The sequence below is a fragment of the Halobellus clavatus genome (assembly GCF_900107195.1).
GTDB lineage: Archaea > Halobacteriota > Halobacteria > Halobacteriales > Haloferacaceae > Haloquadratum > Haloquadratum clavatum.
The window spans coordinates 147226-160978 of sequence record NZ_FNPB01000008.1 but is presented as its reverse complement, the minus strand read 5'-3'; the positions used below and the strand labels follow the sequence as shown (position 1 = coordinate 160978).

The 13753-nt window shown below is 66.8% G+C and carries 13 protein-coding genes; 7 read left to right on the top strand and 6 right to left on the bottom strand.

What is annotated here, in order from left to right; all coding sequences use genetic code 11:
- Positions 1 to 146 precede the first annotated feature (146 nt).
- Positions 147 to 1298, bottom strand: coding sequence for a chorismate synthase (gene aroC, locus BLU74_RS12600; RefSeq protein WP_089767767.1), 1152 nt, complete (start codon positions 1296 to 1298; stop codon positions 147 to 149).
- A 121-nt stretch (positions 1299 to 1419) separates the two neighbouring features.
- Between aroC and BLU74_RS12595 the strand changes: the two genes are divergently transcribed.
- Positions 1420 to 2421, top strand: a complete 1002-nt coding sequence (locus BLU74_RS12595; RefSeq protein ID WP_217635372.1) for a hypothetical protein — start codon at positions 1420 to 1422, stop codon at positions 2419 to 2421.
- A 121-nt stretch (positions 2422 to 2542) separates the two neighbouring features.
- Here BLU74_RS12595 and aroA read toward each other — a convergent pair whose 3' ends face one another.
- Positions 2543 to 3844: a 3-phosphoshikimate 1-carboxyvinyltransferase gene (aroA, locus tag BLU74_RS12590; RefSeq protein WP_089767761.1), complete on the bottom strand. Its 1302-nt coding sequence runs from the start codon at positions 3842 to 3844 to the stop codon at positions 2543 to 2545.
- Between the two features lie 227 nt (positions 3845 to 4071).
- Positions 4072 to 5223, bottom strand: coding sequence for a PGF-CTERM-anchored ABC transporter substrate-binding protein (locus tag BLU74_RS12585; RefSeq protein ID WP_089767759.1), 1152 nt, complete (start codon positions 5221 to 5223; stop codon positions 4072 to 4074).
- 62 nt (positions 5224 to 5285) lie between these two features.
- On the opposite strand from BLU74_RS12585, the gene btuC reads away from it, so the two are divergent.
- The 3 genes from btuC to BLU74_RS12570 all read left to right on the top strand — a co-directional run bounded on the left by btuC (position 5286) and on the right by BLU74_RS12570 (position 8900).
- Complete coding sequence (gene btuC, locus BLU74_RS12580; RefSeq protein WP_089767757.1) at positions 5286 to 6305, top strand: vitamin B12 ABC transporter permease BtuC; 1020 nt, start codon at positions 5286 to 5288, stop codon at positions 6303 to 6305.
- Positions 6302 to 7678 carry an ATP-binding cassette domain-containing protein gene (locus BLU74_RS12575; protein WP_089767754.1) on the top strand — a complete coding sequence of 459 codons (1377 nt, stop codon included), beginning with the start codon at positions 6302 to 6304 and terminating at the stop codon, positions 7676 to 7678. The genes btuC and BLU74_RS12575 overlap by 4 nt, the downstream gene beginning before the upstream one ends.
- A 166-nt stretch (positions 7679 to 7844) precedes the next feature.
- Entirely contained in the window at positions 7845 to 8900 is a 1056-nt protein-coding gene (locus BLU74_RS12570) for a transcription initiation factor IIB (protein ID WP_089767752.1), read from the top strand.
- A gap of 28 nt (positions 8901 to 8928) precedes the next feature.
- Here the strand turns inward: BLU74_RS12570 and BLU74_RS12565 are convergent, their stop codons facing one another.
- The gene (locus BLU74_RS12565) at positions 8929 to 9450 is read right to left on the bottom strand and encodes a halocyanin domain-containing protein (protein ID WP_175454639.1); all 522 of its coding nucleotides are present in this window, start codon (positions 9448 to 9450) and stop codon (positions 8929 to 8931) included.
- 98 nt (positions 9451 to 9548) lie between these two features.
- Between BLU74_RS12565 and BLU74_RS12560 the strand changes: the two genes are divergently transcribed.
- The 3 genes from BLU74_RS12560 to BLU74_RS12550 all read left to right on the top strand — a co-directional run bounded on the left by BLU74_RS12560 (position 9549) and on the right by BLU74_RS12550 (position 11389).
- Positions 9549 to 9833 (top strand): Htur_1727 family rSAM-partnered candidate RiPP, encoded by a 285-nt coding sequence (locus BLU74_RS12560; RefSeq protein ID WP_089767749.1) that lies wholly within the window; start codon positions 9549 to 9551, stop codon positions 9831 to 9833.
- Entirely contained in the window at positions 9833 to 11047 is a 1215-nt protein-coding gene (locus BLU74_RS12555) for a TIGR04347 family pseudo-SAM/SPASM protein (RefSeq protein WP_089767746.1), read from the top strand. Before BLU74_RS12560 ends, BLU74_RS12555 begins: the two co-directional genes overlap by 1 nt.
- Positions 11048 to 11158: 111 nt before the next feature.
- The gene (locus tag BLU74_RS12550) at positions 11159 to 11389 is read left to right on the top strand and encodes a hypothetical protein (RefSeq protein WP_089767743.1); all 231 of its coding nucleotides are present in this window, start codon (positions 11159 to 11161) and stop codon (positions 11387 to 11389) included.
- A 352-nt stretch (positions 11390 to 11741) separates the two neighbouring features.
- On the opposite strand, the gene BLU74_RS12545 is transcribed toward BLU74_RS12550, so the two are convergent.
- Together BLU74_RS12545 and BLU74_RS12540 are read right to left on the bottom strand one after the other, a co-directional pair.
- The gene (locus BLU74_RS12545; protein ID WP_089767741.1) at positions 11742 to 11951 is read right to left on the bottom strand and encodes a CbaC protein; all 210 of its coding nucleotides are present in this window, start codon (positions 11949 to 11951) and stop codon (positions 11742 to 11744) included.
- On the bottom strand, positions 11951 to 13753 hold the full coding sequence (locus BLU74_RS12540; protein WP_089767739.1) for a b(o/a)3-type cytochrome-c oxidase subunit 1: 1803 nt from the start codon (positions 13751 to 13753) through the stop codon (positions 11951 to 11953). The genes BLU74_RS12545 and BLU74_RS12540 overlap by 1 nt, the downstream gene beginning before the upstream one ends.

Here is a 13753-nt window from a genome sequence, read left to right as displayed (position 1 = left end):
TGCTATACGTTACCAAGGAAAGATGATGATAGACCTAATATGTGTGTGACACACACGATATTCTCACTATTGTTGGGTATGCGTCCATCTGATCGATAGAATAGAAAATATACTGTAACTGCGACGCCCGGACTGCTGCTATCTCGTCACTCGTTGTCCGGGCTCGAGGGGTGATACTCCGTGTCGTACTCGCCGGGCTGGTCGTCGAGGCGGTCGGGGTTGATCCGGCCGCCGAGCAGCATGAAGTCGAGAATCGTGAGGTTCAGCATCGCCTCGACGACCGGGACCGCCCGCGGCGGCAACACGGGATCGTGGCGGCCGACGACCTGGATCTCCTTCTCCTCGCCGGTCTCCCAGTCGACGGTCTTCTGCTGCTTCGGGATCGACGTCGGGGCGTGCCAGGTTGCCTCGCCGTAGATCGGCTGGCCGGTGGTGATGCCACCCTGGAGTCCGCCGTGGGTGTTGCCCTCGGGAACCGGGTTGCCGTCCGCGTCGAACGCCCAGTCCTCGTTGCGATCCGATCCGGTCCACTCCCGAGCGCTCTTGCCGAGGCCGAACTCGAAGCCCGTCGTCGCCGGGATCGACATCATCGCCTGCCCCAGTCGGGCGGGGAACGAGTCGAACCGCGGCGCGCCGAGTCCCCGCGGAACGCCGCGGGCCTCGAAGTAGATCGAGCCGCCGATGGAGTCGCCCTCGGTCTGATACTCGTCGATGAGCTCACGCATCTGCTCGGCGGTCTCGGGATGTGCACACCGGACCTCGTTCTCCTCGGTGTGTTCGAGCATCGCCTCGAAACTCACCTCGGGCGCCTCGATCTCGCCGATCTGATTGACGTGCGCTTTCACTCGGATGTCTTCGGTTTCGAGAATCTTCTTTGCAATTGCGCCGGCGGCGACCCAGTTCACCGTCTCGCGCGCCGAGGAGCGCCCGCCGCCGCCCCAGTTGCGCGTCCCGAACTTCGTCGAGTAGGTGAAGTCCCCGTGGCTCGGGCGAGGAGCGGTGACGTAGGGCTCGTACTTGCCCGAGCGGGCGTCCTTGTTCTCGATGACCATCCCGATCGGGGTGCCGGTGGTGTAGCCGTCCTGGATCCCGGAGTTGATCGAGACGGCGTCGGGTTCGCCCCGCGAAGTCGTGATCATCGACTGTCCCGGCTTTCGTCGGTCCAGTTCCGCCTGGACGTCCTCCTCGTCGAGTTCGAGCCCGGCCGGACAGCCCGAAACGGTCACACCCATCGCGTCGCCGTGGCTCTCGCCGTAGGTGGTCACCTGAAAGAGTCGGCCGAATCGGTTGCCGTTCATTATCACGCCGTCGTGGTTCCGTCCATATATACGTTGCAGTACGCACCCTTCGAGGATCTTCAAACCGGGTCGATACACCCGTGGCTGCGCCGCGCAACGAGCCGGGTTTTTATTCCTGGATGTGCTCGAAGGAGGACACGCAGATGGTCCCCTCCAGCGACTCGCTCCCGGAGGCGACTTCGGCGTCGTCTCACCCCGGGAGCACGTCCTCCAGTGGCACTGCCGTAGCGCTCCAACCAACCTCGGCGCACCTGCGGAGATCCGTCCGATGCCCGACTTCGTAACCCGGATCTCCGCGGGGATGGACCGCGCCAGCGAACACCTCACGCTGGCGCTCGTTCCGGTCCTGCTCGCGCTCTTCCAGACCGACAAGATCGTCGCGATCGCCTCGTTCGATGGCGGGCATCTGGGATTCAAGTTCGGACTGCCGCTTTCCGCTATCACCGTCTGGCAGTTCGTGAGCGTCCCCAACTCCGGTGTCGCGGTGTTTACCGGGCAGCCGATCGAGATGCTGCCGTTCGCAGTCGTGACCGCGCCGGTGCTGGTGGTCGTGCAAGCAGCGGTCACTGCCGGCTACTTCGGAAGCCTCCGTGCTGCACTCGACGACGAGCCCCGACGGTTCTTCGAACACAGTCGCCAGTACTTCGTGCCCTTTTTCGTCTTGATCGCCGTGCCGTTCCTCGCGGTCCTCCCGTTCGCGCTCGGCATCTTCGGCCTCGGATCACTCACCGGCTCTATCGGCGCGGTAGCGCTCGTCCTCGTCATCCCGGCGCTGCTCGGGTTCCTGGTCGCTGGCTACCTCTTCTATGCGACCCCGTATCTGATCGTGCTCCGGGACGACGGCCTGATCGACGCTGCCCGCCGATCCTACGCGCTCGCGACGGAGGGCGGTCCGTACGTTTCGTATGCGGTCGGATTCGCACTCTTCGTCGTTCTCGTCTCACCCTTCGCGACCGGGTTCGTCGTGAACGTCCCGGTCGTCGGGATTCCGGTCGGAATTCTCGGCGGTGCCGTCATCGGGCTCGGAGCGAACTTCGCGACGATGCGCTTCGTCGCCGACCTCGATCCCGAAACGTCGGTCGAACGGAGTTGGGACGACGAAGCGGAAGCGGTGACGGACTGATACTGTCGGACAGAACTATGTGAAAATTATCGGCATCCCGTGGGTGCCAAAATGATTCACGAACTTCTGTCCGACAGTATGAGGCCACGGGCGCACTCGCCGCGAACCGTCCTCTGCCCAGTTACGCTTCGCGCTCGACGTCGACACCGAGGGACTCGATCGCGTCGAAGAAGTCCGGGAACGATACGTCGACGTGCTCGCCGCCCTCGATCACGGTCTCGCCGTCGGCGACGAGGCCGGCGATCGCGAGCGACATCACGATCCGGTGGTCGGCCCGGCCGTCGACCCGCGCTCCGGTGAGGGTAGTCTCGCCGCCGTGGACCGTCAACCGATCTTGCGCTTCGGTCACGGAGGCACCCAGTTTCGACAGTTCCTCGGCCATCGCACTCACGCGGTCGGTCTCCTTGTAGCGGACGTGCTCGCAGTTCTCGATGACGGTGTCGCCGTCGGCGATCGCACCCAGTGCGGCGATCGTCGGGAGCAGGTCCGGCGTGTCGCCGACGTCGACGGTCGTGCCCGACAGCGACGCGCGGGGGACAGCGATCTCGCCCGCGTCCCGATCCCAGTCGACGGTCGCGCCCATCGACTCCAGGACGTCGACGATCGCACTGTCGCCCTGAGCGCTCGGTCGCGCGCCCTCGACGATCACCTGCTCGCCGTCGGCAGCCGCGACCGCCCCCGCCGCGAGGAGATACGACATCGACGAGAAGTCGCCCGGCACGGCGTACTCGCCGCCCGGGGGATCGTAGGACTGCCCGCCCGGAACGGCGAAGCCCGCGTCGGTTCGCTCGGCGTCGATCCCGAAGTCGGCCAGCACTTCCAGCGTGATGTCCACGTACGGTGCAGACTTCAGTTCGGTCTCCAGTTCGATGTCGATCCCCTCGTCGGTCACCGCACCGGCCATCAGGATCGCGGTGATGTACTGCGAGGAGACGTCGCCGGGAATCGAGACCGACCCGCCGCCGACGTGACCGCCGACCACGAGCGGCGCCTGGCCGTTGCCGCGGGTCGACTCCGCGCGTCCGCCCAGTTGCTCGATTGCGTCGAGAAGCGGCCCCTGGGGTCGCGATCGCAGCGACTCGTCACCGGTGAAGACGCAGAGCCCGTCGGCGAGCGCGCCGCAGGCGGTGACAAGCCGGGTCGTCGTGCCGGAGTTCGCGCAATCGACGACGTCGCCGGGGACCGCCGGTCGTCCGGCGAACCCGGAGATCTCGAGCCGATCGTCGCCGGCCGTGCGTTCGACGCTGCCGCCGAACGCCTCGACGGCGCGCATCGTCGCGCGGGTGTCGGCGCTGACGAGCGGGTCGGTGACCGCGGCGCGCTCGGCATACCCGGCCGCGAGGATCGCTCGGTGCGTGTAACTCTTCGAGGGCGGCGCGCGAACGCGCCCGGCGACGCGGGACGGCGAGATGGAGACGTCCATACGCACCGTTCGCGCCGGTGAGGGTTTGATACTTACTGTCGGGGGGCGTCTCACGACGGCGAGGGCCCGTCCCGATCCGACGGTGACGATGGTTTATGTACGAAGCCGGGGCCAGCGTCCCCGTGACGTGACGAACGCCCCGCACCGGCCGCGGTTGTCCGGCACATCGGTGTGGGGACACGGGGAGCGAGTGCCGGCTGTCCGCTTTACCTAGTGGGACGCAGCGGTCACTGCCGCTTCGAAACGAGCGCAGCGGCGGCTGCCAGCGCAGCGATCGCGGCGACGACGCCGAACCCGGGCGTGCCAGTGCTCGACGTCGGCGACGCGGTGTCAGTCGCCGCGGTGGTCGTCTGCGATGCCGTCTCGGAGCCTTCGGTCGTCGGCGCTGCAGTCTCAGTGCTACCGTTCGTCGCGTCGAGTTGCCGGTACTCCTCGTAGGCGTCGGGGTGGACGGCCTGGAGGATCGTCTCCGCCGCGAGGACTGACCGCGGCGCGGGCTGTTGGAGGTAGTTCGTGTTCACCCGAACGACGTTCCCTTCCTGGACAGCGGTCGTGCTGTTGTAGGCTGGGGTCTCGGGGACCGAGCTCCCGTCGGGCGTGACGATCCACTCCGGATTCAGTTCGACGACCGTCTCGTCGTTGATCGGCTGGAATCCCGAGACACCAGCCGACGCCGCGCCGTTCTGCAGTCCGGCCGCCGCCATCACATCACCGATGAACGTGTTCGCCCCGGAGGTGTACCCGTAGAAGACGTTGAGTCCGACCGGGCGCTCTTCGTCGGCCAACGCCTGTCGCATCAGCTCCAGCGAGCGGCGCATCTCGGCAGCGCGCTCGGTGCCGGCTTCACAGTTCCCGGTGAGCCGACCGACGTGTTCGGTCTTATTCGCGACGTAGTCCAGCGACGTCGCTTCCCCGAAGACGTAGACGGGAACGCCCTGGGCGCGGATCTGCTCGACGCGCTCGGCCGCGAAGCCGTGCGTGCTGTTCGGCACGAGGACCAGGTCTGGCGTCGTGTTCAGGACCGCCTCGACGCTCGGTCCACCCGCTCCGGAGACGTTCGTCTTCGCGCTCGCCCCGTCGAGGTACGTGGCGTACTGCGAGACGCCGACCACCTCGTCCTCCGCGCCGATCTCCCACATCGTCTGCGCGGCGCTCGGGTTGAGCGTCACCACGCGGTCGGGGTCGTCTGGAATCTCCACCTCGGCCCCAGTCGCGTCAGTCGTCTCGTACGGGAACGTGCAGGTATCGGCATCCCCGCCGTGCGATTCGAGTGCTGTGCCGACGGATTCGCTGGGACCGGCCGCGGCGACTGCACCGGCGGTGGGGCCGACAGCCGCGACGACGAGCAGAATCGAAATGAGTAGCGCGCTGCGTTGCATACTCGGCCCTGCACGCTATTGCAACAAGTATTTGGCTAATCCAACTGAGATTGCGTAACGTCGTGACTGTGAGAACGCGTGCCGTCGCGTGGTCGAGCGCGCTGATGGGCGTCCTCGCCGCTGTCGTCGTCGTGAGCGCCGGGGTCGGTCCGGTATCCATCGCGCCAGCCACAGTCGCGAAGATCCTCGCCTCGGCCGATCCCTCGCCGCTGACGTACGACGCCGCGCGGACGAGCCGCGTCATCGTGCTCGACGTCCGACTGCCGCGGATCGTCCTGGCGGCGCTCGTCGGCTTCGCGCTCGCGACCGCGGGCGTCGTGATGCAGGGGTTCTTCCGCAACCCGATGGCCGACCCCTCGATCGTCGGGGTCTCCTCCGGCGCGGCGGTCGGAGCCGTGGCGACGATCGTCCTCCCGATCGCGTTCCCCCTGGGCCTCGAACTCCAGGGCGCAGCCTTCACCTCGGCCGTCATCACGGCCTTCGGAGTGTATCTGATCGCGACGAGAGACGGACACACGCCGACGGCGACGCTTCTGCTCGCCGGCGTCGCCGTCCAGACGTTTCTGGGGGCGATCATCTCACTGTTGCTCCTCCACAGCGGCCAGAGCCTCCGCCGGGTCGTCTACTGGCTGATGGGTCACCTCGGTGGGACCACCTGGACGGAGGTGCGCGTGATCGCCGTCGTCGTTCCGCCGCTGTTCGTGCTCCTCTTGGCGTACGCCCGCGATCTGAACGTGCTCCTGCTCGGCGAGGAGGACGCACGGACCCTCGGGATCGAGGTCGAGCGGACGAAGCGCCTGCTCCTCGCCGCGTCGAGCATCGTCACGGCGGCCGCGGTCGCGGTCACCGGTGTGATCGGATTCGTGGGGCTGATCGTGCCGCACGCGATGCGACTCGTCGTCGGGCCGGATCACCGGGTCCTCCTCCCCGCGAGCGCACTCGCCGGAGCGTCCTTCCTCGTCGCCACCGACACGCTCGCGCGGTCCGGACCGACGGAGATCCCCGTCGGGATCGTCACGGCGGCGCTCGGGGCACCGTTCTTCCTGTATCTGCTCCGCTCGCAGGAGGTGACACAGCTGTGAACGACGACGCCTCCAATACCCGAGACGACCCGCTCGTCCGGATCGACGGGCTCCGTGTGGCGTTCGGCGAGACGACGGTCCTCGACGGAATCAACGCGACCATCGAACCGGGGACGTTCGTCGGCCTCGTCGGACCGAACGGGGCGGGGAAGACGACCCTGCTCAGGACGCTCAACGGGACGCAGGCCCCCGAGGCCGGTACGGTAGACGTCGCGGGCGAACGGATCCCCGCACTCGACTCGAAGGCGGCGAGCCGACTCGTCGCGACAGTCCCGCAGGACACCGCTGTCGCCTTCGAGTTCGATGTCCGGCAGGTGGTCGAGATGGGCCGAAACCCGCATCGGTCGCGCTTCAGCGGGTGGAGCGACGCCGACGAGGCGGCGGTCGAACGCGCACTCGACCGGACCGACACGGAGCAGTTCGTGGACCGGTCGGTCTCGACCCTGTCGGGTGGCGAGCGGCAGCGGGTGGTGCTTGCGAGGGCGCTCGCCCAGGAGACGCCGCTCTTGCTCTTAGACGAGCCGACGGCGAGCCTCGATATCAACCACCAGGTACGGACCCTCGAGTTAGTCCGTGACCTCGTGCGCCAGGGCAAGACGGCCGTCGCGGCGATTCACGATCTGAATCTCGCGGCGCACTACTGCGACGAACTGCTGCTGCTCGCCGGCGGAGAGATCCGAGCGCAGGGGTCGCCGGAGTCGATACTCACCGAGACAGCTCTGCAGGAGGCCTTCGACGCCAACGCCGTCGTCTCACAGCACCCGGTGACGGGGTCCGTCTACGTGACCGCACTTCCGGACGAGACCGCAGAAAGAGCGCAGGGACAGGAGACCAGCCGGTCGCGGCCGGAACGGGTCCACGTCGTCGGAGGCGGCGGGACCGCCGCCAGACACCTCTACGTGCTCGATGCGGCCGGATACGACGTCTCTGTCGGTGCGCTGAACGAGGGCGACACCGATACCGAGGCCGCCCGGAGTCTCGCACTCGACGTCGAGACCGTCGAACCGTTCGCCGGGGTCGACCCGGAGAGCTGTGCGGCGGTCGAACGACGCATCGACGCGGCCGACTGCGTAGTCGTCGCCGACGTCGAGATCGGGACCGGGAACCTCCCGAATCTCCGGGCCGCGACCGCCGCAGACGAGGTCGTACTCGTCGAAGACCGCCCCTTCGAAGAGCGGAACTACGTCGGACCGGCGGCCACCGAGGTCTACGAGTCCCTGCGGGAACGCGCCCGAGTCGTCGAGTCGAGCGACGTACTGAGCGCCGTGACCGACGCGGTCGATGGATCGAGCGTCACCGACGCTGACAACGCGGCGGGCGGGTCGCTCTCACGGAGGCCGGCACAACCCGGGCCGGAGGAGCCGGATTCCTGAGCATTCGCGTCCCGTTTACGGCGAGGTCTCGATTGTGTTCGGGGTCGAATTTGGACCTGGTCGACATTGTGTTCGCACACGGCCGACAGATTTTTTAAGCGAGCCAAACAATATGTAGTTACGAGCGAGGCGGTGGACCGGTTCTCGCCGTCTCACGAGATACAAAATGAGTGACGCCCTTCACGCGCGTACGCGCGAAGACGACGACGAACGAACGTGGCGAGACCACGACGCCGACGGGACCACCGGGTACACCGATGAGTCAGAACGCACCGAGGCGAGCGAAGAAGAGTCGCTAGAGTGCCCCGAGTGCGGTTCGACTGATCTCGTCGCCGACGACGAACGCGGCGAGACGGTCTGTGCGGACTGCGGACTGGTCGTCGACGAAGACTCGATCGACCGTGGCCCCGAGTGGCGCGCCTTCGACAGCGCCGAGCGGGACGAGAAATCCCGCGTCGGTGCGCCGACGACGAACCTGATGCACGACAAGGGACTGTCGACCAACATCGGCTGGCAGAATAAAGACGCCTACGGCAACTCCCTGTCGTCGAACCAGCGCCAGAAGATGCAGCGGCTGCGGACCTGGAACGAGCGCTTCCGTACCCGCGACTCGAAAGAGCGCAACCTCAAGCAGGCGCTCGGCGAGATCGACCGGATGGCTTCGGCCCTCGGCCTCCCGGAGAACGTCCGCGAGACCGCCTCGGTCATCTACCGCCGCGCGCTCGACGAGGACCTGCTCCCCGGTCGCTCGATCGAGGGGATCGCCACCGCGGCCCTCCACGCGGCCGCTCGGATGGCTCAGGTACCCCGCAGCATCGACGAGGTCGCCCGAGTCTCCCGAGTCGGCGAAGACGAGTTCGAGCGAGCGTACCGGTACGTGGTTCGCGAGCTCTCACTCGAGATCCAGCCAGCCGATCCCGCGGAGTACGTTCCCCGGTTCGCGTCGGATCTGGAGATACCCAAAGAGACCGAGCGAACGGCGAACGAACTCCTCGAGAACGCCAAGCGGCAGAACGTCCACTCCGGGAAGTCGCCGGTCGGCCTCGCCGCCGCCGCGCTCTACGCCGCCGCGCAGCTGACCAACGAGGAACTGACCCAGGCGGACGTGAGCGAAGTGACCGACATCTCGGAGGTCACCATCCGGAATCGGTATCAAGAACTGCTGGAAGCGTGGGACCTCGATTCGCCGCACGGCGGCCGCAGCGGCGCGGCAGAGGCCTGATCGACGGGCGATTCGCGGTGCGCGCGGGTTATTCTTCGACGACGACGACGCCTTTCATCCCGAGCGACTCGTGCGGCGTACAGTAGTACTGCACCGTCCCGGATTCGGAGAACGTCTGCGTGAAGGTGTGGCCTTCCTCTTGGACCTGTTCGGACTCGAACGAGCCGTCCTCGGCGACGACGTTGTGGAGACTGCCCTTGCCGGTCCACTCCCAGACGACAGTCGTCCCCGTCGAAACCCGGACGGCGGCCGGGCTGTATCCGAAGTTCCCGCCGTTAGCCTCAGAGCCTACTGTTATCGTTACCTCCGACTGCCCGGTGTGATCCGCGACGCCGTCGTAGTTCGACGTCTCCGAGAGATAGCCGTCGAAGGAGGGCGTCGACCCACCGCCGTCGCCGCTGGATTCGGCGGTCGAGTCGTCGCTGGACGCGGACGTGGACTCACCGCTCGAACCGGAGCCCGAACCGCCAGAACAACCGGCGAGACCGGCGGTAATCGCTGCAGTGGCACCCAGGAAGCGTCGACGGGTCGAATCGATTCGTGACATCATCAGGGGTTAGCGTCTGGTATATAAATGGAGTCCGACTCGTTCTCAGTTCTCGAAAACGGGCGGAACGGGTTCGGGGAGTGACTGACGTACTAGAGACGATGAGTGACGAAGCGAGAATGCGCGTGACCGAACCGCGGAGCGATACGACACCCGAGTGGGAGGTGTTCCTCCGCCGTGAGCCGAGCGAGCCGCTGCAACACGTCGGGAGCGTCACAGCGCCGAGCGAGTCAATCGCCCGCGAGCAGGCGTCGTCGCTGTTCGGGTGGACGGCGGAGACGCTATGGCTCTGCCGCGCGGACGACGTGGCCCGGTTCAGTGACCGAACGTTCGGCGAGGACGAGGCGGCGACGAGCGAAGCGCCCGCCACGGGTGGTGACCGCTGATGATCTCGATCAGCAAGCTCCTGTGTGCTCTCGACGCCGAGGGCGACGGCCTCCGGTACGACGACGGTCGCGACTCCGAGGAGGAGCAGATCACCGAAGACCGGACGACGAAGCCGGTCGTCGTCTGGAACCTCACCCGTCGGTGTAACCTCTATTGCGAACACTGCTACGCCGGCGCTGATCTCGACGCCGCCCCCGGAGAGTTGACGACGGCGGAGGGGAAACAGCTGCTCGAGGAACTCGCCGACTACGGCGCGCCGGTCGTCCTCTTTTCGGGCGGCGAACCGCTCGTTCGCGACGACCTCGAAGAGCTGGTCGCGTACGCCGACGACGTCGGGATCCGACCCGTCCTCTCGACCAACGGGACGCTCGCGACGCCCGAGCGAGCAGCGGCCCTCCGGGACGCGGGCCTCAAGTACGCCGGCGTCTCCGTCGACGGGATGCCCGAGCGCAACGACGCGTTCCGCGGTGAGGAGGGCGCGTTCGACGCCGCCGTGCGTGGAATCGAGAACTTCCTCGACGCGGGGCTCAAGACGGGACTTCGCTACACGATCACCGAGAAGAACGCCGCCGATATGGAGTCCGTCGTCGATCTCCTCTCGGAAGTCGGGCTGGACCGGTTCTGTTTCTACCACCTGGACTACGGCGGCCGCGGCGGCGAGATCGCCGACGCGGACCTCTCTCCGGCGGATCGTCGCCGCGCCGTCGAGCGGCTCTGTGAGATGACGCTCGCGTACCACCGGGAGGGCGAGGAGATCGAGACCTTACTCGTGGGGAACTACGCCGACGCCGCGTTCCTCGTCGAGTACGCCCGGGAGCACTTCAGCGACGCGAAGGCTGACGCCGTCCGTCGGTATCTGGAAGTCAACGGCGGCGATCCCACCGGCGAACGCGTCGCCGACGTCGACTACCAGGGCAACGTCCACCTCACGCAGTTCTGGCAGGGGTACAGCCTCGGCAACGTCCGCGACCGGCCCTTCGGCGCGATCTGGGAGGACGAATCGAACCCGCTCTTGGGCGCGCTTCGGAACCGCGAGGAGCACCTGACGGGTCCGTGCGGGGAGTGCCGCCACCAGGACATCTGTCGCGGAGGGTCCCGCCTGCGCGCGCTCTCAGCCGAGGGCGACGTCTTCGGCTCCGACCCGCAGTGTTACCTCTCGCGCGAGGAGCGCCTCGGCCCCGCCGCCGGCACAGGGGAATCAGCGGCGGACTGAGCAGCCGTCGAATCGGCCCACAGCGGTAGTCGCTCCCGAGCCCACCCGATTCCAACGTTTTGAGAAGCGGTTTCCATTTATATGCTGTCGTCGCCCGTAGTAACGGATGAAATGAGTCACTCACGTCCCACTCCGAAGATCACCATTGACCCCCTGAAGATCGCAATCGGCGTCTTCGTCGTTCTCGGCGTCGTGCTGACGGCGGTCGCAGGGTACGCGCTCATCGAGACGCTCGGCGGCGGGCTCGGTGCGATCCCCCCTGAGCTCGCGATGACGGCCGTCTTCGGCGCGTTCCTGCTGGTGACGGCCGCGGCGACCCGTCGCCACGTCCCCCACCGGTGAAGACGGCCGACTGCCTCACTGCGTCAGGGTCGATCGCCCCCGCCGATCGCAGCACTGTTCTCAGCAGTCAGTCTCTTCAGTCCCGGCCCGAGCGACCGAGACGGGCGGGCGAGTAGCCATCTTCGGCCATCGGAACCCGGTCCACTCTCACTCGCCAAGCAACTCGAATATGGCTGTGCGCCGTCCGGTCTTACAAACGCTACTATAGAAGTCGAGTCCGGAGCGGCCAGGGGGCGGATCGCCCGGCACCTCTTTCACGGCGACGCGGCCGCGACGCCTCTGCCTATCGATCCGGTCGAAAGCGAGCCGGTCGAAAGCGACCTGCTCGAAACGCGAAACGCCGTCCGAGCGGTTACGACGTCGTGGCGGTGTCCTCGTCCGGCGTGAGCCGTCCGAGCACGTACACTCCGGTGAGGATCGCCAACAGCACCACCTCGAAGAGGATCATCGAGATGAACGGGAGGTCGAACCCGAAGAACCCGGCGACGGTCCGGAACTCGACGGCCAGAGGGATGGTGAAAGCGACGAGCACCAGGAACAGCCCGGGTGAGAGTTGTCGCATCAGCGACTCACCTCCAGTGTTTCGGCGGCCTCCGCGGCGACGTCGAGCGGCCGGAGCCCCGCGGCCGCGTCGAGGGAGACGTGCGGCAGGGCGGACGCGGCCGCTTCCGCGAGCGCCTCCAGCGAGATGGCGACCGGGAAGCCGGGGCTACTTCCGAGCAGTCCGCTGTCGGTGACGATGCTCGCCAGCGGGAGGGTGTACGCGAGGACGACAAGCACGACCGCGATGCCGGTCCACAGCGCGAGGTTGTCGAGGATCAGCGGCGCGCCGCTCGGCGGCGATAGCGGCGCGGGAATCGTATCGTCGACGGGCGTGTCGACTCGGTCTTCGGCCCACGTCGCCGCCACGTTGAACAGGAAGAAGACGACGCTGAGGAAGAGCAACAGCCCGCCGAAGGCGATCTGCATTCGGATCTCGCCGACGCTGCCGACCGCGGCCGCGAAGTCGAAGTTCTGATACTGCGGCTCGGCGGTCCGGCGGGGGATGCCCAGCAGGCCGCCGCGGTGCATCGCGTTGGACATGAACACCATTCCGATGAACCACAGCACGACCTGGAAGAGGCCGATCGGTCGGCTGTAGACCGTCTTGCCGGTGATCTGCGGCAGCAGCCAGTAGGTGCCGGCCATCATCGTCAGCGCCACGGCGGTCCCGACGGTCATGTGGAAGTGCCCGGGGACCCACAGCGTGTTGTGGACGAGGTAGTTGATGTTCATCCCGGCGTTGACCATCCCCGAGAAGCCGCCGGCGGCGAACATCAGTCCGGCCAGCGCCATCCCGGCGAAGGCGGGATCGCGCCACGGGAGTGCGCCCAGCCAGCTGAGATAGCCCTCACCGCCGCGCTGTCGCGCGCCGTGTTCGACGCTGGCGACGACGGTGAACGCCGTCAGGAGCGACGGGAGCAGGAGGAACATCGTGTTCGTCATCGCGATGAACTTGAACCCCTCTGCGATCCCGGGGTCGACGTACTGGTGGTGGATCCCCACCGGGGTCGACAGCAGGACGAACAGCACGAAGACGACGCGGGCGAGTGGGTCGCTGAAGAGGCGGCCGCCCGCGAGTTTCGGCAGCACCGTGTACCACAGCAGGTACGCGGGCATCAGCCAGAAGTAGACGACGGGGTGGCCGAAGTACCAGAACAGCGTCCGGGTGAGAAGCGGATTCACCGTCTCGATGAGGCCGAGCGACCACGGGATCAGGAAGAACACGACGGCGACGGCGACGCCGAGCGTCGAGACGTACCACATAATCATCGTGGTCAGCACCATAAACGGTTGCAGCGGAATCCGTTCGTCGGGGTTGTCGCCGCGCCAATCGCGGTACGCGAGGAACCAGTCCGCCCCCGCCATCCACGTGCCGACGATGAACATCGCGAGCCCGATGTAGAAGGCCGGGTGCGCCTCGAGCGGGGCGTAGAAGGTGTACAGCACGTCCGCGCTCATCGGGATCTCGGGGACCAGCCCGGCGAGGATTGCGACCGCGGTCAGGACCGTCCCGGTCGTCATCAGGCCGAACCACGCCCACGTCAGTCTGATGTCCGGGAGCGGGCGCTCGAACCCCTTCGCGATCGCCCACGTGAACACGCCGACGAGGAAGAAGATCGTGAACACGAGCGCGAGTAACACGCCGTGCGCGGTCAGGAGCGTGTAGTAGTCGACCGAGTCGATGACGCGCAGGATGTTGGTCCGGTGTAAGGCCTGGATCAGCCCGAAGAACGCCCCGATCCCGAGCGCGATAAACGCGACTGCGAACGATGCCTGTACGACTTTCGCTTCGTCCGGATATCTATCGACGAACGTCGCCAT

What these genes read in the sequence shown, in the direction of transcription:
- BLU74_RS12540 (WP_089767739.1), bottom strand. Translation starts at nt 13,753, where the DNA reads ATGGCGACGTTCGTCGATAGATATCCGGACGAAGCGAAAGTCGTACAG.
- aroC (WP_089767767.1), bottom strand. Translation starts at nt 1,298, where the DNA reads ATGAACGGCAACCGATTCGGCCGACTCTTTCAGGTGACCACCTACGGC.
- BLU74_RS12560 (WP_089767749.1), top strand. Translation starts at nt 9,549, where the DNA reads ATGAGTGACGAAGCGAGAATGCGCGTGACCGAACCGCGGAGCGATACG.
- BLU74_RS12570 (WP_089767752.1), top strand. Translation starts at nt 7,845, where the DNA reads ATGAGTGACGCCCTTCACGCGCGTACGCGCGAAGACGACGACGAACGA.
- BLU74_RS12545 (WP_089767741.1), bottom strand. Translation starts at nt 11,951, where the DNA reads ATGCGACAACTCTCACCCGGGCTGTTCCTGGTGCTCGTCGCTTTCACC.
- BLU74_RS12585 (WP_089767759.1), bottom strand. Translation starts at nt 5,223, where the DNA reads ATGCAACGCAGCGCGCTACTCATTTCGATTCTGCTCGTCGTCGCGGCT.
- BLU74_RS12555 (WP_089767746.1), top strand. Translation starts at nt 9,833, where the DNA reads ATGATCTCGATCAGCAAGCTCCTGTGTGCTCTCGACGCCGAGGGCGAC.
- aroA (WP_089767761.1), bottom strand. Translation starts at nt 3,844, where the DNA reads ATGGACGTCTCCATCTCGCCGTCCCGCGTCGCCGGGCGCGTTCGCGCG.
- BLU74_RS12565 (WP_175454639.1), bottom strand. Translation starts at nt 9,450, where the DNA reads ATGATGTCACGAATCGATTCGACCCGTCGACGCTTCCTGGGTGCCACT.
- BLU74_RS12550 (WP_089767743.1), top strand. Translation starts at nt 11,159, where the DNA reads ATGAGTCACTCACGTCCCACTCCGAAGATCACCATTGACCCCCTGAAG.